The 25,759-nt window shown below is 69.4% G+C and carries 19 protein-coding genes and 1 pseudogene; 13 read left to right on the forward strand and 7 right to left on the reverse strand.

Annotated features, from left to right (window positions below; genetic code table 11):
* Positions 1-221 precede the first annotated feature (221 nt).
* A complete protein-coding gene (locus WMF36_RS45910; RefSeq protein ID WP_437577202.1) occupies positions 222-1,073 on the forward strand; it encodes a hypothetical protein in 852 nt (283 codons plus the stop codon).
* Between the two features lie 85 nt (positions 1,074-1,158).
* On the opposite strand, the gene WMF36_RS45915 is transcribed toward WMF36_RS45910, so the two are convergent.
* Positions 1,159-2,679: a hypothetical protein gene (locus WMF36_RS45915; protein ID WP_437577203.1), complete on the reverse strand. Its 1,521-nt coding sequence runs from the start codon at positions 2,677-2,679 to the stop codon at positions 1,159-1,161.
* Between the two features lie 1,270 nt (positions 2,680-3,949).
* On the opposite strand from WMF36_RS45915, the gene WMF36_RS45920 reads away from it, so the two are divergent.
* Entirely contained in the window at positions 3,950-4,999 is a 1,050-nt protein-coding gene (locus WMF36_RS45920; protein ID WP_437577204.1) for a Rieske 2Fe-2S domain-containing protein, read from the forward strand.
* Positions 5,000-5,746: 747 nt separating this feature from the next.
* Here WMF36_RS45920 and WMF36_RS45925 read toward each other — a convergent pair.
* The 4 genes from WMF36_RS45925 to WMF36_RS45940 form a co-directional block, all read right to left on the reverse strand.
* Positions 5,747-6,331 (reverse strand): YybH family protein, encoded by a 585-nt coding sequence (locus WMF36_RS45925; protein WP_437577205.1) that lies wholly within the window; start codon positions 6,329-6,331, stop codon positions 5,747-5,749.
* Between the two features lie 35 nt (positions 6,332-6,366).
* Positions 6,367-7,011: a DUF2267 domain-containing protein gene (locus tag WMF36_RS45930; RefSeq protein ID WP_437577206.1), complete on the reverse strand. Its 645-nt coding sequence runs from the start codon at positions 7,009-7,011 to the stop codon at positions 6,367-6,369.
* Positions 7,012-7,218: 207 nt separating this feature from the next.
* Entirely contained in the window at positions 7,219-7,815 is a 597-nt protein-coding gene (locus WMF36_RS45935) for a hypothetical protein (protein ID WP_437577207.1), read from the reverse strand.
* Positions 7,816-7,996: 181 nt separating this feature from the next.
* Positions 7,997-8,605: a hypothetical protein gene (locus tag WMF36_RS45940; protein ID WP_437577208.1), complete on the reverse strand. Its 609-nt coding sequence runs from the start codon at positions 8,603-8,605 to the stop codon at positions 7,997-7,999.
* Between the two features lie 293 nt (positions 8,606-8,898).
* Between WMF36_RS45940 and WMF36_RS45945 the strand changes: the two genes are divergently transcribed.
* Together WMF36_RS45945 and WMF36_RS45950 are read left to right on the forward strand one after the other, a co-directional pair.
* Complete coding sequence (locus WMF36_RS45945) at positions 8,899-9,756, forward strand: hypothetical protein (RefSeq protein ID WP_437577209.1); 858 nt, start codon at positions 8,899-8,901, stop codon at positions 9,754-9,756.
* Positions 9,756-11,633 (forward strand): hypothetical protein, encoded by a 1,878-nt coding sequence (locus tag WMF36_RS45950; protein WP_437577210.1) that lies wholly within the window; start codon positions 9,756-9,758, stop codon positions 11,631-11,633. The genes WMF36_RS45945 and WMF36_RS45950 overlap by 1 nt, the downstream gene beginning before the upstream one ends.
* 34 nt (positions 11,634-11,667) lie before the next feature.
* Here WMF36_RS45950 and WMF36_RS45955 read toward each other — a convergent pair whose 3' ends face one another.
* A complete protein-coding gene (locus WMF36_RS45955; RefSeq protein ID WP_437577211.1) occupies positions 11,668-12,168 on the reverse strand; it encodes a VOC family protein in 501 nt (166 codons plus the stop codon).
* A 322-nt stretch (positions 12,169-12,490) separates the two neighbouring features.
* On the opposite strand from WMF36_RS45955, the gene WMF36_RS45960 reads away from it, so the two are divergent.
* Both WMF36_RS45960 and WMF36_RS45965 read left to right on the forward strand, forming a co-directional pair.
* Positions 12,491-13,057 carry a hypothetical protein gene (locus WMF36_RS45960; RefSeq protein ID WP_437577212.1) on the forward strand — a complete coding sequence of 189 codons (567 nt, stop codon included), beginning with the start codon at positions 12,491-12,493 and terminating at the stop codon, positions 13,055-13,057.
* Positions 13,058-13,392: 335 nt separating this feature from the next.
* Positions 13,393-16,023, forward strand: a complete 2,631-nt coding sequence (locus WMF36_RS45965; RefSeq protein ID WP_437577213.1) for a transglutaminase-like domain-containing protein — start codon at positions 13,393-13,395, stop codon at positions 16,021-16,023.
* Between the two features lie 115 nt (positions 16,024-16,138).
* Here the strand turns inward: WMF36_RS45965 and WMF36_RS45970 are convergent.
* Positions 16,139-16,681, reverse strand: a pseudogene (locus WMF36_RS45970) (hypothetical protein); the annotation flags it as partial.
* A gap of 366 nt (positions 16,682-17,047) precedes the next feature.
* On the opposite strand from WMF36_RS45970, the gene WMF36_RS45975 reads away from it, so the two are divergent.
* From WMF36_RS45975 to WMF36_RS46005, 7 genes are all read left to right on the forward strand, one after another.
* Positions 17,048-19,498 carry a hypothetical protein gene (locus WMF36_RS45975; RefSeq protein WP_437577214.1) on the forward strand — a complete coding sequence of 817 codons (2,451 nt, stop codon included), beginning with the start codon at positions 17,048-17,050 and terminating at the stop codon, positions 19,496-19,498.
* Positions 19,499-19,834: 336 nt separating this feature from the next.
* Positions 19,835-20,119: a hypothetical protein gene (locus WMF36_RS45980; RefSeq protein ID WP_437577215.1), complete on the forward strand. Its 285-nt coding sequence runs from the start codon at positions 19,835-19,837 to the stop codon at positions 20,117-20,119.
* Positions 20,120-20,121: 2 nt separating this feature from the next.
* Positions 20,122-21,729 carry a hypothetical protein gene (locus tag WMF36_RS45985; protein ID WP_437577216.1) on the forward strand — a complete coding sequence of 536 codons (1,608 nt, stop codon included), beginning with the start codon at positions 20,122-20,124 and terminating at the stop codon, positions 21,727-21,729.
* Between the two features lie 90 nt (positions 21,730-21,819).
* A complete protein-coding gene (locus WMF36_RS45990) occupies positions 21,820-22,773 on the forward strand; it encodes a pseudouridine-5'-phosphate glycosidase (RefSeq protein WP_437577217.1) in 954 nt (317 codons plus the stop codon).
* Positions 22,770-22,913: a hypothetical protein gene (locus WMF36_RS45995; RefSeq protein ID WP_437577218.1), complete on the forward strand. Its 144-nt coding sequence runs from the start codon at positions 22,770-22,772 to the stop codon at positions 22,911-22,913. Before WMF36_RS45990 ends, WMF36_RS45995 begins: the two co-directional genes overlap by 4 nt.
* Positions 22,914-23,061: 148 nt before the next feature.
* Positions 23,062-24,381: an extracellular solute-binding protein gene (locus WMF36_RS46000; protein WP_437577219.1), complete on the forward strand. Its 1,320-nt coding sequence runs from the start codon at positions 23,062-23,064 to the stop codon at positions 24,379-24,381.
* Positions 24,382-24,631: 250 nt separating this feature from the next.
* The gene (locus WMF36_RS46005; RefSeq protein WP_437577220.1) at positions 24,632-25,732 is read left to right on the forward strand and encodes an alpha/beta hydrolase family protein; all 1,101 of its coding nucleotides are present in this window, start codon (positions 24,632-24,634) and stop codon (positions 25,730-25,732) included.
* The last annotated feature ends 27 nt before the right edge of the window (positions 25,733-25,759 follow it).

The raw sequence follows: 25,759 nt of genomic DNA on the forward strand, positions 1-25,759 counted from the left end.
AGCCCATGGTTTGCGCGGCGCTCCTCGCGCTGCTCTTCGCCATACGCATCGCGATGCGGCGGAAAAATGAGGAGCAAGCGCGTCGACGCACCTCCAGCGTGCGCGCTCATGCTAAAAACCGCGCCGGTCGTCCGAACGCAGACGAGCTGGCCATGGACGACCGAAAGCGACCATCCTCATGGCCGCCTCGACTCGCGGGCCGGCGACGCATGGAGCTTCGAATGAGGTACATACTGTTCGCTGGATTGCTTGCCTTGCCCCTCCTGGGCTGCGGATCGGATCCTGCTGACAACGCGGGCGCCACGACGACGAGCACGGGCTCCGGGGGGACGGGAGGTGCGGGCGGGGAATCGCCGGGCTGCGCTCCGCCCGCGGCGCCGGACGTCGCCGATGTCTCCGGCACGTGGGCGTACCGCGCCATCGGGTCGCAGCTCACCCAGGCGCTGGGTCTCGATCCATTCCAGACGCGCATCATCAGCGTGATGCTCATCACGCAGCAGCAGAGTGGAGACGCCATTTCCTTGCAGGGCACGTATTGCGACCATTACACCGAGGACCCGGACGCGATCGTGCACGCCGTCATCCCGGACAGCTTCCGCGAGGCGCTCGCGCCGGTGACGCGCGAGGGCACGTTTGCGGCGAGCGAAGGGGGGCTCCGCTACAAGCTCGGGCCCCTCTACGAGGTCGTCGGCGCGGCGCTCGAGGACCCGGCGCAGGACGAGCTGCCCACGGATCCGGCGGACGCTCGCGTCGTCGATCCGGACGAGGATGGACACCCGGGGATGACGCTTCAGCTCCAGGGGCTCATCGACGGGTCGGTGTACGTGGCCGAGCGGAAGCGGACCGAGCTCGACGGTGTGGCGGTCGCGACCTATCGCATCGAGGGTCGACTCGGGTTCGCGTCGGAGCAGAGCGTGCTCGACACGGATCCTCCGAGCCTCAAGGCGAGCACGGCTGCCTCGAGGACGTATCCCGATCCGGAGGAGTGCAGCAGCACGTTCGTGATGGTCCGTACCCCTGACGACGCGGACTGCGCCTGGATCAGGGAAAGGGCCGACACGCTCTTCGAGTAGAGGCCCTCCCGGCGGTCGCGGCGCCCCGCGTGCCCCGGTCGCCTCCGGGCCTCCGGTCGAGAGGACGCCGGCTTCGCTGCGTTGCTCACCGAGGCAGCCGCAGGACGAAGCCGGCGCCGGCCAGCCACCCTCCGCTGGAGAAGCCGGGATAGCCTGGGTTGTTCGTCTGCAGCCCCTCGACGCCTTCGAGCGGCTCGGCGCTCACGATGTCGACCAGGTTGTCGGGGACCTCGTCGACCACGGGGTTCCTGGCGGACGGGCTCTTCGACACCTCCCGCGTGAGGAGCAGCTGGCCGTGCAGGAACGCTCCCACGCCGAAGTCGGCGCCGAAGAGCGACACCGGCGTCTCGAACGAGGCGCTGACCGCGAGGCGCGAGTTGTCAACGTAGTTGGTCCTGCCTGTCTGGTCCGGCACGGGAGACGGCGTGAAGGCGACGTCCGCGGAGAACGTGCGGTTCCTCAGCACGACCGCGCCGCCGAGCCCCACGGACAACGTGCTCGACCACGGGTCGGGCGGGCTTTCGGCGTGCCGATCGCGGTACTCTGACCACCGCGTCAGGAGCGCGCGCGCGCCGATCTCCCAGGCGGGCGGCGCCGGGCTCTTCGAGCGCGCGGCGCGCTCACCCCCTCGGTCCTCGCTCGGCGGGCCCATGACCGAGGCCCCGACGCCGACGCGCGTCGGCTCGTGGCCGAGCGTCAAGCGATAGGCCTGGGGGACCGAGCTCTCGCCCTCCGGATAGGGGTAGTTCCAGAAGCGGATCCTGTTCTCGCCGTCGGTGTCCGACGCCGAGGCAAGGTGGAGCGTGGCCGAGAGGCGCAGCCAGGGTGTCGGGCTGGTCGCGAAGGCGAAGTAAGGAGCGAAGACGCTCTCGACCTCCACGTCGGGGTTGATGAGGGCGGTCCGCTGGTCGCTCGCGTCGGGCACGTGGACGGCGGTCCGCGCGCTGGTGCCGATCGTGACGTCGACGCCCGCCCCGATGGATAGCCAGCGGGTGATCCGGCCAGCCATCGACACAGCCAGGCTGGTGACCGACAATCGATCTCCCAGCATCTCGAACTCCAGCCGATTCGAGAAGTACTGCGCGCGCTCGTCGGGGAAGGAGGGTCGCTGCTCCTGGAAGCTCCTGAGCGGCAGCAGGGCGTAGAAGCCCAAGACGAGGCGGTCCTCGTAGAGCGGCCTCACCACCCCGAGGGTCGCGTACGTGATGGTCTCACGGTCGCGCGTGTCATCCCGGGGGCTCGGGAGCTTCGACGCGGGCATGGGCCGGTAAGTGAGCCGAGAGGTCGAGCCGTCCGGATTCCGGATCTGGCCATCGTACACCGACTCGGGCACGTCGACGCCAGGAGGGCGCGGGGCGAGGGTGATGTTGCCGTGGGTGACGAGCACGAAGAAGCCCGCTTGCGTCGTCGCCGCCGCGTACGGCAGGAGCGCCGGGTTGAAGAACGCGGCCTCCGGTCCCCGCGCGAGCGCCCGCGCGTTCAGCCCGTTGGCGCTCGTAGGAGCGCCGGTGAGCTCGAGCGCGCCGGACGCGCGGACGGCTCCGGCCTGGAGGAGCAAGGCGGACGCCAGCGCGAACGGTGTGGCGACGCAGAATTTGTGCGGCATAGGTGCGCGAGGCGCGGGAGTGTGCTGGAGGGTCGGCCGCGAGGTCAAGCCCTGAGCAGCGCAATTTTCCGCATCTTCACGGGCTCACCACGCCGACGTACTGCTGAGGCAAGGTCCCCGACGTCGATCCGGAGAAGCGGCATCGCCGAGCTCTCACGCAAGCAGAAGGCGACGCAGGGGGAGCGCCCGACGATCGCGCGACGGCAGCGGGACCTGCTCGAACCGGAGGTCCCGCGCCTCACGCTGGTGCTCCCGCCGGAGGCGTCGGCAGAGGCGCTTGTCCAGTGCGACGGCGTGCCGGTCGACAAGGGCTCCTGGGCGCTCCGATGCCGGGCGATCCGGGCGAGCAAGTGGTCACGGTGTGGGTGGCTGGAGAGACCTTGTCGCAATTTCGCGTGAAGCTCGGGAGGGGCGAGAAGCTGCTGCTCCGGCCTCACGCACGAGGACAAGGCGGTCGCGTCATCGAAGCCTGTCGTGCCCCTCATCGTGATGTCCCCGAGCAGCAAGCCCGCAGGCTGTGGAGTGAACGTGGCCCCTAGCCCTCGTCGTGAGGCTCCACCGCCTGACCCACCAGATCGATGCCCATGGCAAACAGCGCGTCCATCTCTACGAGAGAGGGACGACGGCAGAGAATCTGAACCTTCACCTGATGCATAAGCCAGCCTCTTGCCGGCTGCTCCCGGCTCATCGATGGAACGAGCGCCCCCCCACGGGGCGGCGCCGCGCCGCGCCGCGCCATGATTCCAGCTCGGCCGACCGCGCGCCCCTCGGCGCGCGCGATCATAAGGAAGAAAGCGTCCGTCGTGGCGCGAGCCCAGTGGAGAACAGCCCTCCCAAGGCATCTCGATGTGCAAGAGCTGCCGGTCGTTCACGCCCACGACAGGAAGTCGACGTGACGCGCCACGCCTATCTACCGACCCGACACGACGAAATCAACGGATTCACTCACGTGTAATGCCATCCGCACTTCCGTGACAAATCAGCGCCGTCCTATCCGAATCGTGGGATCCGCCGCGCTCCTCCCGGCGCAGGATCCCGCCCGGGGCCGCCGTACTCCTCGGCCGCTTCCATCGCGCGGGATCTTCCGTCCGATCTTGTTAAGTTGAACTCACCATGATAGACAGCTTCGACCACCGAGCGTCCGTTCGGCTCAGCCACGTGCGGATCGTTCGGAGATCGTTGCGAGAGCGTCACAGGACGATGTCTCGGTGACGGGCCCGCGCTGCGGGTCACGGAGCTTTGGCGTCACCATGTCACATGGGAGGTCAACATGAGTTTGCGATATCCATTCAGCCCATATCCCAATGGTTGGTTCGTCATCGCCTCATCCGACAAGGTCGGCCGGGGGCAAGTGGTGCCGACGAAGCGATTCGGCCGGGATCTCGTCGTCTTCCGCACCGAATCCGGCGCGGCTCGGGTCGCCGATGCGTACTGCCCGCACATGGGGACGCACCTCGGATACGGGGGCAAGATCGATGGGGAGACTATCATCTGCCCAGCGCACCATAGGCGTTACGACTGCGAGGGACGCTGCGTCGAGGTGCCTCCGAAGGGGGCACTGTCCATGCAACCCGGGATCCAGATCTGGCCCACGACGGAGCGCAACGGATTCATCTTCACTTACCATGATACGGAGCGGCGTGAGCCTGCCTGGCAGCTGCCGGAGTTCCCCACGTGGAACGCGGACGAATGGACCTCCTTCGAGCACCACGAACGCCCGCCGAGCCGTACCAGCGCCTGGGAGATGGCGGCTGACACGGTGGACATGAGCCACTTCCTGCTGATGCACAACTATAAGAACCCCGTCGTGGACGAGATTGACACGGATGGGCCGATCTTCCGCGCCAAGGTCCGCCTGACGGTCGCAGGGGACACGTACGGCTTCCCTGGCTCCGGTGACGTGGAGTCAACCCTCAGGGGGACGCTCTACGGGCTCGGCGTGCAGTTCTTCCAGACCTATACGGATCTGGGTGGGCAGATCCTGCAGTCCCTCACCCTGGCCATGGTGACACCGATCGACGAGGAGTACTCTGACGCCCGTTATTCCACCGCGGTAAAGAAGCTCGACGCCGAGCACGTGACGCGGTTCGTGATGGACCAGTTCGTGAGCTGCGCCAAGCGTGCTTACGACGAAGATCTCCCCGTCCAGGCGAACCGCGTCTACGTGAGCCGACCCCATCTGAGCCCGCACGACGGCCCGATCATGCGGTTCCGCAGCTGGAGCGAACAGTTTTACTCCGATCGCTCGGGGTTCAGTAAGGACAGCATCCTCTTCAATCCTCCGAGCCGCCCGGTCGAGCGCGACTCGTCGAGGGCGTGACCCTCGATCGACACCACGACGCAGCTCGCCACCTTCTTCGAGGCGGCGGTGCCCGCCTGGTCGACGACGACGTCCATGATGCGACCGCTGTCCTCGAGAGCACGAGGAAGGTGACGGTGACCTTGCCCTCCGCGTCGGGGTTCTTGGCGAGCTCCGCGTCGTAGCACGCCCGGATCTGGTCCTCCTTCGTCGCGAGCAGCGCGGCCGTGTCGTCTCGGCACATCTCCGGGTTCCGCGCGGCGAAGCCGCGGCCCTCGACGCCCGGCGCGCGCGGCGCGACGCCGCCGCGAAGCGAGCCCTCAGCCCGGCACGCGTGGCGCGACGCCGCCGCGAGGTGATTGCTCTCCTGAGAATTTTTCTACTGGAGGGGACCGTTCGCGTCCCTGTCTCTCTCGCCTGCTGGATGCTGCGGTGGCGGGCCGTCCTTCACCCAATCGTATGCGGCCATCTCTTTTTCGAAAGAAGCCTCCTGTCGCGCTGGCGATCTCGATCTCCTCAAGCCGGAGCTCGCGATCACCCCATCCCCGAGCAGGGGGAGTGGCTGCGAAGCGTAGTGCAAGGACATTTCTTGTATTACGCCGTTCCGTCCAACGGTCAGTCGTTGCGGCGGTTCCGCGCCCAGGTGACCCGTCACTGGCATCGCGCGCTCCGCCGCCGAAGTCAGCGTGACCGCACCACCTGGGCGCGAATGCAGCGACTCGCGCGGTCCAGCTCTCCGCGGCGCCGAGACGCCGCTCTCTTGCCGAGCTACTGGGCTGGTTTGACCTGCGGATCCGCGCCGCGCACCAGGCGGAAAGCGTCGTCGGTCGCCTGCGTGTTCTGCGTTGTCACGATCTGGAGCTTGTCCCCCTCGCGCCGCGCGACGTGCACCAGGATGCCTTGCATGTCGGGCGCCGGTTGGCCGTCGGGCCGGAGGGCGCCAGTCAGCACCCATGCCCAGCGGACCACCGCGACGTCCGGCGCGACGAAGCGCGTCTCGACACGCACGCTCTCGAGGCGGCTCTGCCGGAAGACGGTCTTGTGAATGCCAACATGGCTGTCCCGGATGGCCGCGCGCCCGTGCCACCACATCCCGAAGATGTTCACGAAGTCCGCGTCCTCGGCGTTCATGGCAGCGAACGCATCCATGTCGTGCCGGTTCCAGGCGTCGTTGAACGCAGCGACGAGCTGCTCCCCCAGCGCCTGCTGCGCGCGCGCATCGGGCGCCGCCGCGGCGGCCGGCGGCGCGGGAGTCACCGGCGCGGGAGTCACCGGCGCGGCAGGCGGCGGCGAGGCCGGGGCGCACGCGAGCAAGAGGAGCGGCAGCGCAGCGGTGGCGAGGAAGCGATGCATCGGGTGCCATTACCTCCAGGCGGCGCGGGACTCAATCAGCGCTGCGTCTCGCTGACCGGGTGCTCGGGGCCGGGCCGCCCTTCCGCCAGCGTGTCCCCGAGGCGCTCCTGCGTCAGCCCCGGGCTGCTCGACAGCCGGGTCTCCGCGTGCGGGTCGTCCGATCGGGCGACCGACTCGGTGTGCGCCGTCGCGGGGCGCGCCTCGCTCAGGGGGTGATGGCTGCCGGGCCTCCCCGTGGCGAGCGTCGAGCCCTGACCGACGTCGGGCGGCGGCGCTGCGTGCAGCGGCCGCGGCGGGGGCGCTCCGGCCGCGCGTGGCGTGAAGAGGTCCGCCCAGTCCGGCAGGTGCCGCTGGAGCCGCAGGCGCTCGGCCTCGGGCAGCGCCTCGCCGATCACCTGGCACACGGCCTGGGCGTGCTCCATGCCGAAGCCGCGCGGGGCGCCCTCGCGACGGGCAACGCGGTCGTAGAGCTCATCGCGATCGAAGTCGCCCTGGTACGCCGCGCCGCGCACCGCGTCGGCGACCGGCCCCGGCAGCCGGCCGGCGACCGCGGTCGCCTCGTGCTCCAGCAGCCTCTCGCCCAGCGTCCGCGCGGTCGCCGCGATCGCGCGCTCGGCCTCGTCACGGCCCTCGAAGCCGGCGCGGCGCTGCACCTCCTCGACGAAACGCTCGTACTCCATGATGCACCTCCTTGCTGGGCGCGATCTTGCGACGCCTGGGCCACGGCGGGACCCCCGCGAGCCGTCGAACACGCGACGCGATCCGCCGTCGTGACGAGCCCCTGGGCGTTCCGCCGGCCTGCAGGTCGCGCCCGCCTGGTCCGGACCACCCCACCGGCCGACCTGCATGTCGCGCTTGCCGGGTCCGAACCACCCGCGCGCGAGCCTCTATGCGGCGCGCCGCACGAGGGCGCGGCGGCCGCGGTCGGTCAGGGCGAAGTGGCCGTCGACGAGGCCCTCGGCGACGAGCTCGCGCGCCCAGCGCCAGGGCGGCTCGGTGCCCGGGCGCTCGAACCAGGCGCGCAGGGCGTCGAGCGCCTCGGCGGGCAGCTCGAAGCGCTCGCGGAAGGGCGGGAGCGTGCCGACCCGGAGCACCGTGCCCTCCGGATCGGCCGCGAGATCGAGGCCGAGGCGCCGATCGTAGACGGCGCCGTCGACCTCGATGTGCATGTCGCCGGCCTTCTCGCGCGCGACGGCCTCGGATCCGACCTCGGATCGGCCGCGGAAGACCAGCGGTGACACCGGCGGCGGCTCGCTCGGCGCCGGGCCGCGCCAGTGCAGGTGATCGCGCCAGGCTTGCCGGAGCGCCTCGTCGGCGATCGCCTCGGCGAGCTCGCGCTCGAAGCGGCCCTCGATCTCGAGCATGCGCGCCTCGAGCTTGCGCCGGATGGACTCGGCGGTCGCCCGCTGGTGCTCGTTGTGAACGTGGTTGTGCTCGTGGACGATCGCCAGCAGGTCGTCGCGGCTGGGCGGTGGCTTGATCATGGGTGCCTCCGCTCCCTCCCTGGGGCCGGCGATCGCCCTCCGCGAGGGATGGATGCGTGAGGGCAGGGATGAAGGTTTCAGCCTCCATCGAAGGGAGCGACCCGACCGAGGTTGGAGTAGCTGCCCGTACCCGCCGACGCTCGAGCGGTTCGACGGCGCCTGAGCACCGTTCGCCGTGCGCTCACTCCGTGCAGCGCGTCACGTCGTTCGTGTCGGCCTGGAAGCACGTGACTTGCTCTCCGCTCCCTTCCTCGCCGCAGTCCTTATAGTGGTCCGCCACGTAGCCGTAGCGGTCGTCGAAGCGAATGCGGGTGAGCTCGCAGTCCTCGCTCTCACCCGCTGCCCGGTCGAACAGGGCTTCCACGGGATCCGCTTGCTCGGGCGCTTCAGCGAACGTCCAGTCGCTGCCGCTCGGAGCGTCGCTCGGGCTGTGCGCTGTGGCGACGACGGTATCGCCGGAGACCGCGACGAGCGTACAGCCGCGCGCGAAGCCGGTGCCGCAGATCGAGATGACATACTCCTCTGGCCGGTCGGCACGCCACCTCGCGCGGTTTCCGTCGAAATCGGGACCGCTGCAGCCAGCGAGCAACCAACAACCCATCGCCACGACGCCAGGTGTTTTCATGCCGACGGAGCTTGGCAACTCACATGCCAGCGCAATAAACGCAAGCGGTTGGCTTGCGAGAAGGCGGACCACCCATGACGCTCCGATCATGGTCGCTGGCCGAAGGGAATGGCCTTGTTGCGCCGGAGGTCGCCGCCATCCCAGCAAGGCCATTCCCTTCAACATGTCGTCTCCTCCGGCTGCGCTGACGGACGCGCCTCGTTCGCATCCGGCGCCGGCATCCTTTCACCAGGTATCAACGGTCGCAACGGCGCGACGAAGACGCTCGGGCGGAGCCAGGCCACCTCGAACCCCAGGTCCGCCTGTCGCCAGGTCGGGTCGCGGCTCGCCGCCGGGGCCCGCGAGCGCGCTCGTCATGAAGCGGCTTCGCGCTTGACGATCGAACGCGGCTTCGGTGAGATTGTGCAATCTTCGCCACAGGAGCCCTCATGCGCCACCGTTGCTCAATCGTCGCCGCTTTGACCGTTGCTTCGCTCTCGCTCGGTGCGAGCGCCCGCGCCGACGACGGACAGGACGAAGTCACGCTCAAGAGCGGCGGCACGATCCGGGGCACCGTCGTCTCGTCCGAACCTGGGACGAGCGTGAAGATCATCGAGCTGGGCGACAAGGAGGTACGCGTCATCCCGTGGGCCCAGGTGTCCGACGTGGAGCGCGGGAAGTTCGCGCCCAAGAGCGCCGCGCAGCCGGGACCCGCGGGCCCGGGCTACGGCGCCGCACCGCCGCCGCAGCCGGTCCCGGTCCCGGCCCCGACGCTCGGCGCGCCCGGCGTGGTGAGGTTGCATGTCGAGAGCCCGAAGCCCGTGCGGGTGATCGAGGAAGCCTCCACGACGGTCGGCGCCTACGGCGGCTACGGCTTTGCCATCCATCAGTTCCGGCCCGTCTGCGTCTCGCCGTGCGACAAGGTGATCGACGGCAGCGACGGGCGCCGGTACTCGCTCTCGCCGGAGGATATGCCGCCGCCGGACCCGTTCACGGTCTCGCAGATGACGGGCGACGTCACGCTCCACGTCGCGCCCGGCAGCTACGGTCGCCGCCAGGGCGGGTTCTGGCTGACCGTCCTGGGCACCACCGCTGTGGTCACCGGAGGCAGCTTCCTGCTTGTGGATGCCCTTGTCACATCGAGCTCGGATGGCCCCAAGGACACTGGGCTCTCGACCGTGAGCCTCGTCGCGCTCATCGGCGGCGGCGCGGTGCTCGTCGGCGGCATCGTGCTGCTCGCGACGTCGGGCACGTCGGTCACGCTCGAGCAGCGCGGTGGGAAGCCGCCTGGCAAGGCGGCGCAGGTCAAGCCGCGCTACTGGCTGGGCGAGTTCTGATGCATCCGCGCCGGCTCCGCGGGCTCCTCGCGCTCTCGCTCGGCGCGGGCTGCGGCCCCGGCGCGGCGCCCGCCGGCCCTCCGCGCAGCCCCGAACAGCCCGCTGCGCCGGCGCCACAGGAGAGGTTCACGCTCGGCGATCGCGCCATCGAGGAGGTCGTGCGCGCGGTGAGCACCGCGCGGCAGCTGTCGCCGAGGAGACCGGTCGTCGTCGAGCGGCTCGACCACGAGCGCTTCGTGGAGCGCCTGCTCGCCGGCCGCGACGCGGAGCCTTCGCCCGAGGGGGCGCTCAGCGCCGATGCCGCGTTTCTGCTCGGCTTCAACTTCCTCCCGCAGCCCGGAGAGCGCGGCGGGCTCTCCACCGTCGACGAGGTGCTGAAAGAGCAGGTCGTCGGCTTCTACAGTCGCGCGACAGACAAGGTATTCATCCCCGACGTGGCCCTCGCGTCCGAGGACGAGCTGCTCGAGCAACAGGCGGTGCTCGCGCACGAGGTGCAGCACGCGCTCCAGGCGCAGGTCTTTCCGCGCCCGCCCGAGGCGAGGAGCGCGGACGAGGCCATCGCGCAGCTCGCGCTCATCGAGGGCGACGCCATGGTGGCCATGGGGGCGTGGCTCGGCGCCGAGGCCGGCGCGCCGGTGGGGCGCACGCTGCGGCGGATCGTGGAGGTGACGAAGCGCGTCCCGCTCGCGAGCGTCACGCGCGGCGAGGCGGACACCAAGCTCGACAAGGCGCTCGACCTGACGAGGAAGCGCCTCGAGTTCCCCTACCGCAGCGGGATGCTCCTGGTCACCGACGTGTATCGCGCCGGCGGCTTCCCGCTCGTCGACAGGATGTACACGCGCTTCCCGCGCAGCACCGAGCAGGTGCTGCACCCCGAGAAGTACCTCGCGGGCGAGCCACCGCGACCGTTCGCCGATCCGAGGCCGCCTCCGGGCTACGCGCTGTCCGCCGCCGACACGCTCGGCGAGCTCGACACGCGCATCCTCCTCGAGCGCTGCGTCGACGCGGAGATCGCCGAGCGCGCGGCCGCGGGCTGGGCGGGCGATCGCTTCGGCGTGTTCGCCGGGCCGGAGCGGCGCCTCGCGACGGCGTGGATCAGCGGGTGGGACACCGAGAAGGACGCGGAGGAGCTCGAGGCGACGCTCGGCCAGAGCGCGGCCTGCTGGCAGAAGAACGCGCTCGGTCTCGAGCAGGGCGACTACACGATCGCCGCCAGCATCGCCGTCCGCCGGCAGGGCAAGCTCGTCGCGTTCGTGCGCGGCTTTCCCGAGGGCGCCGGAGCCGCGCTCGCGTCGCAGCTCTTCACGCTCGCCGGGCCGGAGCCGAAGCCCACGCCGCTCACCGATCTCCCGATCCCGCCGCGCGTCCGCCTCCCCGAGCCTGAGCCGGGCCGCATCGAAGGCGACGTGTACCGCAACGGCTGGCTCGATGTCGTCGGCCGCGTGCCGCCGGGCATGCTTGGCCATGTGGGCGGCGACGTCGACTTCGTTGTCGAGCGGCCCGGCACGCTCGTGCGCGGCGGCATGTCGGTGTCCACGCGCATCACCAGCGATGCCGAGAACGAGAAGGCGTTCGGCGAGGTGCAGGAGTCGTTCGTCCGCGATATCGCCGCGCTCTCCATGCGCGTCGAGGCGCTCGGCGGCGGCCCGATGACGACGGCGCTCGGCGCGGGCGTCGCGCGAACGTGGCGGGTCGCCGGCACGCCGGTGGAGCTCCGGCTCGTGCTCGTCCCGATCTGCGCCGGTACCGGGTCGATCGTGTTCGTCCAGGCCTATGGCGATCCCTATGCGCGCGGCGTGCTCGACGGATGGATGGACAGCTTCCGCTGGACCGACGGGCGCAACCTCACCGCGTGTGACTTTCTCGATCCGAAGTAGCCTCCGCGCGGCCGCGGCGAGGCTGCGGGCCTCCTCACTCTTGCTCGGGCACACCCCCCGGGACGCGCGCGGGCAACGGGAGCTTGACGCCCTCGGACAGGTTGCCCTTGCCGGGGACGTGGTTGATCTCGATGCGGATGCCGTCCGGATCCTCGAACAGGATCGAGGTGTAGCCGGGCGCCCACGCGCCCTCCTGCGGCGCGTGCACGAGCTTGCCGCCGAGCGCGGCCAGCGTGCCCTCGAAGAACTCGTGGAACGCGTCGATATCCTCGCGGCTGCGGGCGCGGAAGCACAGGTGGTGCAGGCCGGGCTTGTACTGGTGAAAGCGGGTGCCGGCGTGCTCCGGGTTCACGGGGCGAATCAGCAGGCCGGTCTTGCCGCCGATGTAATAGAGCATGGGGCGTTCGTTCTCGTCGCCCGGATCGTCGTACTGGCACTGCATCTCGAAGTGCTCGCACAGCGCGCGATAGAACGCGCGGCTGCGCGGGAAGTCAGTGACCGAAAGCTGGATATGGGCAATTCCGGCGATGTTCATGGCGATCACTGTAGCCAGGATCTCCATCGAGTCGCCGGGGAAGATCGTGAAGTGGCCACGCGCTCCCGGAGGCGACTGTGATGAGCGCGAAGGACATGGCCCACGCGGAGCTCCCGGAGGCTCGGCCTGCAACAAACGAACAGAATAATTCCCATATATTGGCGTGAAGTCCAGCCTGCGGGAGGCGCTGCTGCACGTTCCTCTCCGGATGCGCCGGGCCGGAGGCGCCGAGCGCGGCGGAGCAGAAATCAACAAGCGGCTGGAGCGCCATGTGAAAGCGTTCCAGCAGGGCGCGGCGGCAGCTCGCGAGGGAGAAGAGAGCATGGCATCGAGACCGAAGCGGATCCTGGTCATCGGCAAGAGAGTCGATATCCTCGAGCGGGGCGTGGCAGCGCTGAACAAGCAGGGGTACGCGGCGGTCGGCACGGTGAGCGAGGCACCGGACACGGAGTTCCACGCCGGCGACTTCGACCTCATCACCCTCGGTGGCGGCGTGGACGCCGCCACCCGGGAGCGCCTCCACGCGCGCTTCAAGGAGCAGAACAAGGACGTGATGGTGCTGGACGTGTACGCCCCGATCGCCGCCCAGCAGATCGCATGGGCGCTCAGGAGATCTTCCGTCGAGGGAGAGCTCGGGAGCGCCTTCTCGGTGACGGAGGGGGATGACGCGATCGTCGCGCGCGCGACGATCGAGCACGCCTGTACGCTGCGCCTCGACGTCTACAGCTACCCCGGCTCCGCCCTGGAGCCGGAGGTCGCGCGCATCGTCGACACCTCCGTCTCCCCGGGAACGCACGAGTTCAGGTTCGAGAGCGAGCGGACGCGTGACGGCTTCATGGCGGTGCTGACCTTGAACGGCGAGGAGCACCACCTGCACCGCCTGCGATAGCGCCCGCGATGAGCGGGGCCCGCACCCCGCGTGCTCGCCGGAGCATGGATGCACTGGCTGAGCCCGTTGTCGCCCCGCCGGGGACCCGTTGAACATGCCGCGCTCCGGCGCCGTGGAGCTCGCGCCCGCGCGAGGCCACGGCGACGAGATGCACAGGATGCATGACGGACATGCAGCTTTTAATTTGGCAACACTATTTACAATGATCCAGATGTCCGTCGGATCGACGCCGAGCGCCGCGCCCCTGCGGGCGAGCTGGCTCGCCGCGATGGGCCTCTCACGCCGCACGCCCGCCCCGCGTGCGCGTGGGGCCCAGCATCTCCGAGAAAGGCAGTATGTTGGACAACAGCATCTCATCGACGCAAGTCACGTCTCGTCGCGCCCGGCGCGCCGCCCGTCACGGCGACGCTCTGGCCCTCTTGCTCCTCGGCGCCCTCGGCCCGGCCGTCGGATGCTCCGACGACGAGCTCGCGCTCGAGACGCCGGTCGAGGCCTCCGCTCAGGAGCTCACGAGCATCCCCAATATTTCGGACGAAGCGCTCCAGAAGACCCTGGCGCCCATCCGAGCCCTCGAGGTCCCTGGCAGGGTCTACATGAAATCCGTCGAGGAGACGTTCACCGGATCGGGGACCTTCTCGCAGGTCGTTCACGTCTATCAACCCGACGCGAACGGAGAGAGGATCCGGTTCGACCTCGCCGCGAAGACAGCGACCGGGCAGGTGGACACGAGCCACAGGTTCGAGTCCGTCAAGGTGACCTCGCGCCCGGGAGAGCCGGACCAGACCGAGCAAACGCTGTCGAACAGCAGCGGCCAGCGCGTGTACGAGCTCTCCAGCTCACGCCAGGGCTGGTATCGCTTCGAGCTCAGGTACGTCGCCCCGAACGCGGGTCGCACCCTGAGCTTCAAGGCCACCGACGTCTCCGGGAGCTCCTTGAAGATCGTCTGGGTCGACCCCCCGAGCGCCGCCGTGCAGGTCCGCGCCAAGGTCGCCGTGGACGGCTCGGCGTCCCCGGTGTTCCTCAAGGGAGGCGCCTACCGGAACACGGACCCCAACCAGTTCGCCTATGCCGACAACGTGAAGGTGAACGGCAACCTGCTCTATCGTCGCGGGTTCGATCAGGGCCGTTACAACTTCCCGCTCGGGCAGCTGAACGCAGCGGAGCATACGCTCGAGTTCTCGCTGACCGCCAGCGGCTACGATCCTGCCAAGTTCTGGTTCGGCGTCAGCGAGAAGAGCTTCGCGCCGACGGTCGCCAAGACGAGCTGGGACCGGGTCCAGCTCCTCTACCACGGCGCGATGCGCACGGGCGACTATGACGCCTGGAGCGAAGGAGTGGCCTTCGCGCAGGGCGCCACGGTCACGAATGGGGTCCGTCCTCCGCCCGTCCGCCGCGGCACGACGTTCTCGGTGGCCGTCGAGGACTCCAGCCTGAACGGCGCCACGCAGAACGCGACGCTGCGGATCCTCTCGGACGCCACGGGCGCCGAGGTCCCCTGGGCGAAGTCACTGCCCGCCGAGGTCGACTACAGGGGAGGGATCTTCACGAGCGGCGCGTTCTCCAGCCGGAACCGCGAGCACTGGCGGATCACCGCTCCGAGCGACGCGCCCGTCGGACGCTACCTGGTGCGCGCCTTCGCCCCTTCGGGCGCCAGGATCGGCCAGGACGTCGTGTTTTACGTGATCCACAACCCCTATCCGCTCGTCGCCAGCGGCGCCATCTCCAAGGCAGAGCTCGAGACGTACGGCTACGACGAGGACGAGGACGGCGTCACTCTGCACGGCGGGTACGGCAGCGATCAGGACAGCATCCGCGACCACTTCACGGTGCTCTACGAGTGGTCGCCGCCGTACGACGTGCACACGAAGCTCACCGCGGCGTTCCGCCGGACGGCAGACGAGTCGACGTTCTCGTTCCTGGATCACGCCGTGGCGGCGGCGCAGGGGACCACGAGCGAGTTCGAGTCCATGCGCCGGCTCTATCGCCTCGTCACGCAGCGTTACCGGTACAGCCAGGCGACAAACCAGGGCGACGTGTCGTCCATCTTCCTGAGCGATGGACTGGATCCCGCTGAATCGTTCCAGTACGGGAAGCCGGGCTCGCAGCTTGGCTGGGAGGACGGAATCAACGGCGCCCAGTGCTACGACTACGCTCCGGTCCTGGCGGCCATCGCCCGCAGCGCGGGTGTCCTTTCCCGGGTCGTGTCGAGCGACGGCTCCCTCGGCGGCTGGGGAAACCATTTCTTCACGGAGGCGTACATCCCGAGCGTGCCCCATCACGGCGGCAAGACGGAGAACAGCAGCTCGAGCCCGGACAGCGACGCCGATCCCTGGTACGCGTTCGATGCCACAAATCCGGATGCCTCCGGCAACACCCCGTATCAATTCCTCTGGGAGCGCTACTCGGAGGGGATCGCGCCGAGGGCGCAGTACGGCAGGGCGGCGTTCGTGCTCTCGGGGTACAAGCCTGGCGGCACGACGACGAATACCGTCACCTGGGATCCGCTGGGCCCCACGGACGACGTCGGCGCGGACGACGTCCTGTCCCTTCAGGCCGAGTACGAGTCCGGACCGGACTTCTGGCTGACGCAGAGCGGCGTCACGGGCTTCCTCGGGCGCGGCGAGAAGGACGTCTATCGCATCAGCAAGGCGACCACCGGGGCAAGGGCGGTCTCCGTCAGGACGCTCCCGGGTGGCGGGGACACCCTGCAGCCCTCGCTCTGCGTGGGACCCTACGTCGATCCCAGCGGCCCCCCCGTCGAGAACGAGCCCGGCATGGCGCCCAGGTGGACCGCCTCCGTGCCGGCGCGTTGCGCGGATCGGGCGACGACCTATCCGCTTCCCGAGGGGGAGTCGTACGTGGTCGTCTTCCACGACCATGGTCAGCCGGAGGACGCCTATCCCAACCCAGAGGACAGGCTCAAGCTGGGAGACTCTGTCCAATACGTCCTCGAGCTTCAGTACTGAACCTGCCGGGCGTTCGTCGTGGGCCCGCGTCCGCACGGCCGCCATCGCCGCCGTGGTGCCGTCGAGCACCAGCCCGCGGGCCTCGAGGAAGGCGAGTACTGCCCGCGCCGGTGGCTCAGGAGCCGGTCGTCGCGAGCAGCTCCCTGGCGTCGCCGACGGCGGCAGCGCGGCGGATCCAGCGGTCCAGCTCGGCGAGGTCGGTGCTCGCGAGGACGCGCTCCCGCACCTCGGCAGGGACCTCCAGCCCGCGGGCCTCGAGGACGGCGAGCACGGCCTGTGCCTTGGCCTCGAGGAGCCCCTGCTGTCGGCCCTTTTCCACGCCCTGCTCCACGCCCTTGGCCACGTAGCTGCGCGCGAATTCACTCTGAAACTCGTATCCGCTCTTCATCATCGCCTCCAACGTCCGCCTCGCCGCACCATTCAGCGAGGATAGCACCAGGTCCCCGTAGACGGCGCGGCGCTCCTCATCGAGCCCGGCGGCCGCCCCCAGGAACGCCACGCCGATCGCCTCCCCGGCCGCGCCCTGCCCGTGCGCCATCGCCGAGAGCACGACCACCTCGGGCGCCGCCCTCGCCTGCTCGGCATCGGTGACGACCGGGACGCCCGCCGGCCCGAGCACCAGCGGCGTCAGCGTCAAGCCGGGGTGGCCCGCGTTGATCGTGGTGGGCTTGGAGCTCTTCTTCTTCGTCGTCGTTCGGGGGGCCATGGAGTCCTCCTGGCTGGTTCAAGGTCGATGATGGGCTCGCCACCGCGGAATGATGGGTCGGCCATCATTCCACGGTGGAACGTCGTATCGGAGCCTGTTCGACCAGCGGCTGGTGGTAGGCGAGGAAGGAAAGCGCGGCAAGTTCGGGAACTTCCGGCGAAGATGACGTATCATCCCCGTGTTGAGGTGAGCTCGATGGAGGGACAGTTCTTTGGTGAAGGCCAGTCCAGGGCGTTCGAAGCGCTGCGATCCTGGCGCGAAGCGGGGCGCCCCTCGGCGTGCGTCGTCCATGGTCCCTCCGGCGCAGGGAAGAGCACGGTGGTTGAACGCTTCTTCTGCTCGATCACGGGTCCTGGCACCCTGAAGCTCCTCGTCCACGCCGGACGCGTGTTTGGCGCGGCCTTCGAGGAGGAAGCGCTCGCGCGGCTCTCAGCCGGCCCGTGGCCCGAAGGCACGGGATATGACGAGTTTCACTTCGGTGTCCGCACGAGCCTCGTGCACCGCATCATGAACTGGGACGGCGAGGACGGCCAGCCGCAGCTCTTGATTGGCTTGATCGCGCCTGACGCTTGTGTGGACTGGCCGGACGACCCTCGCCGCTCGGTGCTGGACGAGCCAGGCCCCGCCGCGCGTGTGCTGGTGGCGGTCTCCGGCACGCGCGACGTCGCCGAGCGGTGGGCAGAGCGGCTTGGTCTCCGCGCCGCGCACGTGATGTATGTTTCGGTCGACGGATTTCGCCTGGAGGACATCGGTCCATCTCTCCGCGACCCTCTCGCCTGGGCGGCGGTCGACGGTCCAGGTCCACGCGCCCATGTGGACGCGATCGCGAGATCGCTCCGCGATCGCGGCGCGGCGCCGCTGGAAGCGCTCATGACGACCCTCGCGTGCGCATTCGCGCCGCTCGACGTTACCGAGCTGGCGCCGCTCCTCGGCGCGCAGGTCGCCGAGGTGACCGGTTGGCTCGACACGCACCGCGAGGCCGTCGAGCCGGTTCTGCAGTGGCGTGAAGAGGGTCACCGGATTCGCTTTCGTCATGAAACCCTGCGCGCCGCCTGGGCGGACGGGCACCAGGAGCACGTCGCGCTCGCTGAGCAGCGGTTCGCCGAGGCTGCCCGAGCGCTCGTTCGCACCTGGGAGAGCGTCGACACAGCCGCGAGGGGCGCGGTCACCTACCTCCGCCGGTACGCCGGCGACCACCTCGTCTCCTCCGGCGCACCGCGCGCCGATCTCCTTCCGCTCTGCGCACCGCGGTGGGCATGGCCGCGCTCGCGCGAGGATCTCGCTGCGCGTCGGGCGGAGCTGGGTCGCGTGCGACGCTCGATGTCGGCGCCGCTTGGCGCCTCGGACGCCACGGAGATCCCGCCCGACGCGCTGTCGAGCTTCGTGAGGGTCGCGCTCGCGCAGGGCGCGCTCGCAACGCTGCACCGCGCGTGGCCTCCTGAAGCCGACCAGGCCGATGAGGAGGCGTGGAACGACACGACGCGGGCGCTCGCCGTCTCGCTCTTCGCTGTCGCGGCGCGCGCCTCTCCCTCGCTGCGCGCCAGCATCGAGGCGCGCGCGCTCGACGTCGTGCGGCGGACAGGCGCGGCGTGGCGCGGCGACGGCTGGGAAGATGCGCTCGCATGGCTCAACGCGGCGCGCCCTGCATCGGGCGACGAGGCGTCGACGTTCGCGCGGTGGGCGGTCTCGGCCACGTGGCGCGCAGAAGGAGGGCCCGACAGCTCCTTGAGCGCGTGGCTCACGGCCGCCGACTTCCTGCCGCAATCCGAGGCTGAAGCGCTCGTCCAGCAAGCCGTCGAGCGCGCGCTGTCGAGCGCGAAGCCGGGGCAGGCGCTCGCGCGGCTCGCCGCGGCGGAGGGGATCGGCCAGAACCAGGCGCTCGCGCGGCTCGCCACGGCGGCGGTGTCTCTTCCGCCGACGTCCCGAGCGAACGCGCTGGCGCCCCTCTTACCGGTGCTGCCCGAGGAGGAGCGGGCCCGCGCTGTCTCGATGTCCTTCGATGCGTTCCTTGCCGACTACGACGAGGACGCCGAGAGGCACGACACCGACGCGTGCACCGCGGCCCTGCTTCCCTTCCTCGGGCAGGCGGAGCTCTCCAGGCTGCTGGACGAGGCCCTCCCGCCCCCTTCCGCGCTGGCTGTGCGGTTTGCCGAGCTCGGCGCTCCGGAACGCGCGCTCGGCATCATCCGAGAGCTCTGTGGCAGCGGCATCTTCGCCGCTCGTCCGCTGCTCTGCGCCGCAGCGGCCGAGGGAGGCCGCTCCTTCGTGCAAGCGGCGCGCGACGCCGTGGCATCGCTGGATCCCCCGTGGGCCGCCGCGGGGCTCGTGTGTGATCACGCGGCCGAGGCGATCCAGGTGCTCGGGCTCGATGCCGCGGTGGAGATCGCCGAGCGAGGCGGCGGAGGTGGCTCGGAGGCCGCTCGCATCATGGCCCTCGCGGCGCTCTGTCTCGCCGCCCCCGAGCCGTCGCGCCCCGCGCTCGCCGCGCGTGCTGTCGCTGCTTACCAGGACGACCGGGGTACCGAGGGTCTGGAGAGCGTGGTGCGCTGCGCTCCCTGGATGTCGCTCGCGACGGCGGCAAGGCTGTTCGTCGTGAGCCTCGGGGACGCGGCGGAGGACGTCACGCTCGTCTCGACCCTGAGCCGCTGGGGCGGCGTGGAGCAGCTTGCGCCCCTCATCGCGCGCGTCGGCGGAGATGACGTGCTCGCCGCCGTCGCCAGCGTCCTCCCCGAGGCGCTCCGGTGGATCTCGCGGAAAAAGGGCGATTAGAAGGCGCCCTCTGGACGAGCTCCCGGAGGCTGACTGTGCAGTGAAGGCGGCATCCTTCGATGCACGGGTAAGTGGTTGATGTGTAACGCTTTCCAGGAGGCTCGGACGCCCGACCACCATCGACGCCTGCCGGACCTTTCAAGCGCGCGTCGCGGCGGACGTGCACCATCGTGCCCGCCGCGATGCCGCTGAACCCGTGCTGAAGGTTGGCCGGGCCTTGCTCCGGGGTTGACCCCGCAGGCTTCGACGATGGACGTTCCAGGATGGAATGGTGGCCGACCCATCATTCCACGGTGGCGAAGCCATCATCGACCTTGAACCAGCCAGGAGGACTCCATGGCCCCCCGAACGACGACGAAGACGAAGAGCTCCAAGCCCACCACGAAGCCGAGCAGCACCAGGCCGCCCAGGCCGCCGAGCACCCGCGAGGTGGCCGATATGCTGGGTGTGACGCTCTCGTCGCCGCCACGCCCGAGCGAGGTCAGCGGGGCCATGAACCCGCAGAACCCGACGTACCACAGCAACCCGAGCAACCGCCTCACACGACCGAACCGCCCGGGAGGCATCCAGAACGTGGGTACCTGGAGCGTGGTGGGCGATCGGTTCCAGAGGGTTACCTAGCGATGAGCGCCGTCCATGGCTTCTCCGAGGCCCTCTCCGCGCTGGCCGACCGCGCGCCCATCCGCCGCGCCTGTGACCGCCGCACGCTCGCGAAGCTCGCGCCGCCCGGCTGCCCGCCCCGCTGGACCGACGCGGCGGACCTGCTCTTCGCGCTGACCCAGGGCCGTGGCCTGCCCCTCCTTGGCGACTACGACTTCGGCGCCCTCGCCGAGTTCGACTGCAGCGTCCGCCGCCGCCGCTCTGGCCCGCCCGACCTGGTGATCGCAAGGCACGCCTCGGGCCGGCGCGTGCTCCTGACCCAGCGGGAGGGCGCTGTGTACCTCGGCAGGTACGAGAAGCTCCTCTGCAACGATCTGCGCGCGTTCCTGGAACGCATCGCCGCCGAGCTCTCGCCCACGCCCGCCCTGTACGGCTTCTCGATCCACTGGCGCGCAGGCGACGAGGCCAGGAAGCTCGCGACCAAGCTCCGCGTCACGGAGAACGGCGCCGCATCGGCGCCGCACGACGCGTGCTGGTCGGACGACCGCTGGTTCATCGTCCGGGATCGCGCCGCCGCCCGCCGCTTCGAGGACCTGCCCGCGCTGCTCGCCGCCGCCCGCGCTGCCGGCGCGGAGATCGGCCTGCACGACGGCCGCGCCGGGGCGATGCTCGTCGAGGATCTCCAGCGCGTACCTCCGGGTGCCCAGCTCCACCAGGCGATCGGCATCGCGGAGATCTCCATTCGAATCGCCGAAGGCCGGCGGATCGAGCAGGCCCTCCATTACGGGGACGTCGCCACCGAGCGAGCGGAATGGGAGGACGGCGAGCTCCTCGTGCAGCGCACGCGTCCGGCGACCGAGCTGTTTGCCCCGATCCCCGAGCTGCAAGAATACCTGTTCGCCCGGCGTATCCACCGCCTGGATCGCTTCCGGCGCTCCGAGGAGGACCTGCGTAGGCTCTTCAGCGACGACCTTTGGCCGATCCTCTCCTCGGTGGAGCGGGACCACGGCGGCGTCATCGCGGAAGATGATTTCGCGCCGTGGAGTCTGCTCGGCGTGGCGCCGCTCATCGCGCCTGGATATGTCGCGGCGACCGTCCCGGGCAACCAGCGGATCAAGGACATCCAGGGCAAGCCGGTGCGCCAGATAGGCAAGGTCGACAAGATGCGCTGGCTCTGCATCGACGAGGAGGGGCGCTGCTACGTGACAGGAAGCCTCGGCGAGGACCTGGAGCCCGGCGGCGACGACCTCGAGTCGACGTTGCTGCGCCTCGCGCTCGACTGGAAGCTCCAGCGCTGGCGCACCGAGACCAGCATGGGCGGGTTCCTCCAGCCCGCCGACGCCGAGCGCCTGCTCAAGGAGCTGCATGGCGCGGTCGAGCGAAAGCTTGACACCTTCGGGCACACCCATCATGCCGGCCCCGGCTTCGTGCTGCGGCACCGCAAGGCGGCGCTGGGCCAGGGCCCCTACTTTCAGCTCATCGCCACCTCGACCAAGCGCTTCTGCGAGCTACTGCACCCACTCGCCGCCGAAGGCCGTCCCGTGCGCGTCCTGCAGGACACTGAGTCCTTCCCGACCGACGAGGAGCTCGCCGCATGCGCCCGCGCAGGGGTGGTCATCTCCGATCACTAACCCAGGGCAGGTCCCGCAGTTGGGGCTTGACGCCTCCCAAGCGCCTGGACTTGCTTAGGCGCCAAACCCCCGCAGCCGAAGGATTTCAGCGTGTCGATCAAGGACCATCTCTCCCTCTCGCCCAAGGTCAGGAAAGCGCTCACCGACGGCCGGCCGGTGGTGGCGCTGGAATCGACCATCATCACGCACGGCATGCCTTATCCGCAGAACCTCGAGATGGCGCAGCGCGTGGAGGCGGTAGTCCGCTCGAACGGGGCCGTGCCGGCGACGATCTCCATCATGGACGGCGAGCTCAAGGTGGGCGTGAAGGCGGAAGAGATCGAGCGGCTGGCCAAGGTGGGCGGCAAGGCGGCGAAGGCCTCGCGGCGCGACGTGGCGGCGCTTCTGGTCTCGGGCGCGATGGCCGGAACGACGGTGGCGACCACGATGATGACGGCGGCCTGGGCCGGTATCCGGGTGTTCGCCACGGGTGGCATCGGCGGCGTGCATCGCGGGGCGGAGACGACCTTCGACATCTCCGCCGACCTCGAGGAGCTGCGTCAGACGCAGGTGGCGGTGGTCTGCGCGGGGGCCAAGTCGATCCTCGACATTCCCAAGACGCTGGAGACGCTGGAGACCCATGGTGTGCCGGTCCTGGGCTACAAGACAGAGGATTTCCCAGCCTTCTGGGCGCGGCAGAGCGGGCAGAAGGTGGACCACAGGGTCGCGAGCGCCAAGGAAGCGGCCAAGGTCATCGCGCTGCAGTTCGAGCTCGGCATGGGTGGGGTCCTGGTGGCCAACCCGATCCCCGAAAGCCATGCCATGGACGCCAAGGCGATGGAGGCGCGGATCGAGGAGGCGATCAAGGGCGCCGAGGCAGAGGGCGTGAGCGGCAAGGACCTGACGCCGTTCCTCTTGAAGCGCATCTTCGAGCTCACCGAGGGCAAGAGCCTCATCGCCAATATCGCTCTGGTCGAGAACAACGCGGCAGTGGCGGCGGAAATCGCGGTGGCGATGAGCAAGCTCGGGGCCAAGCCCAGGGCAAAGCCGAAGGCCAAGGCATGAGAGAGGCCGACCGCGTGCTCGTGGTGGGCGACGTGATGACGGACGTGATCGTCCGTCCCGAGGGGCCGCTGGTGCGCGGCTCGGACCGGCGCGCCAAGATCGAGAGCCGGCCGGGAGGTTCGGGGGCGAACCAGGCCTGAACTCCACCGACCGATCCGCGACGCGAAAGCCCGGCGATGATCCAGCCGCGGAGAGGATCCGGTCGGCCCCGACGGGGTTGACTCCTGCCCCAGCCCGGCGACGATGCTGGCATTGCGCTCCACCTGGTCACAACCTGATTCGAGAGGAATGATGAAGCAACATGAACGCCTGGGCCCGCGCTTTGCTGCTATGGCGTGCCTGGCCACTGCTCCGGTACTGGCTTGCTCCAGCACGACAGAAAGCGGAATGGCCCAAGTTGCCAGTCCGCCGGCCGCTTCCCCAGCTCAAGTCGCCTCATCGACGGCCGATAAATCCGTCTGTGCTGCGCCGCTTCGAGTGCTTCTCTTTCCCTACGTTCCTTCATGCAAACCCAACGATTCGTTTGTTCACATGCGACTCCGCATGGAGCGCGAGTTTTTCGAAACGACGAAGCACTGCGTGAGCATCACGGTGGCCGACCCGAACGACGCCCTTTACTCGCCGGACGTCTTGGTCAAGTACATGGGAACCAACGAACCGCATTTTGACGTCGTTGAGCTGGACACCATTGTCCTTGGTGAAGTCAAGGACCGCGACGTCATCAAAGCCTGGCCAGCAGATGTCGATACTGGGGACTGGCTCGCGCCGGCGAAGGAAGCTTCTACCGTCGATTCTCAGATGTACGGGGTGCCCCACCTGATGTGTAGCGAGTTCATCCTCTCTCGAAGCAGGCAAGTCCTCGAGGCAAAGACGGCGAGCGATCTCGTGAAGGCCCTCAAGGCATCTGGCGGCGCAGCGCCTTCATTGGTCGGAGATGCGGCTGGAAGTTGGACGTTGCCCAGCCTCTACCTCGACGCATGGCGGGACACATATCCCCAAAGAAATATGGCGAACGCGATATCCGCAACGCTGGACATGTCTGTCATCGGATCCCTGAAGAGCACGCTCGGTCAATGCGAGGCCACCGGTTCCAACGTGTGTATCACCGCGGCCGGCAAGTACGACGACACCACCAAAGCTGCCGAGGAATTTGGCCAAGGCCAGGTCGCGGCGACCTTCGGTTACTCGGAACGTCTTCACGCTGCGCTCCGAGTCGCCAAGGACCCGGAGAACATTGGCATCGCGCCGGCGCCCTTTGGCAATGGTCGTAATCTTCTGCTGTTCACGGACGCCTTCGTGGTTCGAAAGGGTTGCAGCGACGAGTGCATGGCCGCCGCGCGAAATTTTGTAAAATACATCAACGAACCTGCTACCATGAAATGGTATTTGTTCGCGGAGGAGTGTGCCGAAAAGGTCCCTCCACGATATCTCATTCCTGCGACGAGGTCGGCCTTCGAGTTGCCGGAGGTGAAGGGTGACAGGCACTACTCTTCGATTCGAGGTGCTATTGAAGCCGGTGCGCCCTTTCCAAACCGTGGTCTCTACGCGGTCAGGAAGAAGATGCGAGACGACCTCCTGAAGCAACTGAACGTCTCATTACCGCCCTGATGGGAAAGACCATGTGATGGCTCTCCTCCTCGGGTCGGGAGGACTGCGCAAGAAGCCGAGCCGCGCCAGGCCGGCCAGGCCGCCGCGCACCCGCGAGGTGGCCGACCTGCTGGGTGTGACGCTCTCCCCGGGGGGACGACGATCAACGGTCAACGCTCGCAACTCATCCCTTCGGCGTCACGAAGAAGGGGGTCACGACTGACGACAAGGTCACCTGTTCCGGGCACAGGTCCTCGTCCAGGCGTGGAGCGTGAAGGAGCTGCTCCGCGTCCGTCGTGTCCGCCGCCTCTACGACTGCGACGCGCGCCGCTGGATCGACTACCATGGCAACCCGATGTGGAGTGCTGGACGAGGGGGCATGAGCGCGGCGCCGCGATCGCGCTCCGTTCACTGGCTCGATCACGCGGCCGCCGTCCTGTCGCGCCGCCGCCGGCTGTTCGCGGGCGGCTGGGGAGACGAGGGGGTGCTCGGCCGGGTGCCGGCCGTCGCGCGGTTCGCGGAGCCGCCGCGCGCGGCGGACGTCACCTGGGGTCGGGGGCGGCGGGCAGGGCCCCTCGAGGTGACCGACGGCTGGTTCGCGGCTGCGTGCCCCGGGCTGCCGCCCTGCGCGAGCACGGCGTTCGTGCGCCGCATCGCGCCGGCGGCGCCCGAGCGGGGCCGCCGGCGGCCGGTCTACGTGGCGCTGGCGGCGTCCGGCGAGGAGGGCTTCGCGGCCCGGACGCGGCTGTGGCGGCCGCTCGCCGCGCGCGAGGGCATCGAGGTGATCCTGCTGGAGAACGCCATGTACGGGCTGCGCCGGCCCGCGGGGCAGCGCGGCACGGCCATCCGCACGGTGGCCGAGCATCTGCTGATGAACCTCGCGACGGTGGAGGAGACGCGGGCGCTCGTGGAGCACCTCGCCTGCGAGGGGTACGAGCGCATCGGCGTCGTCGGCTTCAGCATGGGCGGGGTGTCGGCCGCGCTGGCGGCGGCGGTGACGGCGCGGCCGCTCGCGGTGGCGGTCCTCGGCGCGGGGCGCAGCGTCGTGCCGGTGTTCACCGAGGGGATGCTGTCGGTCAGCATCGAGTTCGAGGCGCTGGGCGGAGCGTCGGCGGCGCGGGCGCGGCTCGGAGCGCTGTTCGGCGCCGCGGATCTCGACCGCCACCCGGCGCCGCGGCGGTCCGATGCCGTGGTCATCGTGGGCGGGCGCCACGACGGGTACGTGTTCCCCGAGCAGGTCGAGGAGCTCCACGCGCTCTGGAGGGCGAGCGAACTGCGGTGGCTCGACACCGGGCACGCGGGTGCGGTCGTCTATCAAGGGGAGGCGCTCCGGCGCGCGGCGGTCGACGCGATGGAGCGGCTGGGGCCGTAGTGTCGGAGCGACAGCGCGAGCCGACCC

Origin of the sequence: Sorangium sp. So ce887 (assembly GCF_051521455.1) — a bacterium.
Taxonomy (GTDB): domain Bacteria; phylum Myxococcota_A; class Polyangia; order Polyangiales; family Polyangiaceae; genus Sorangium.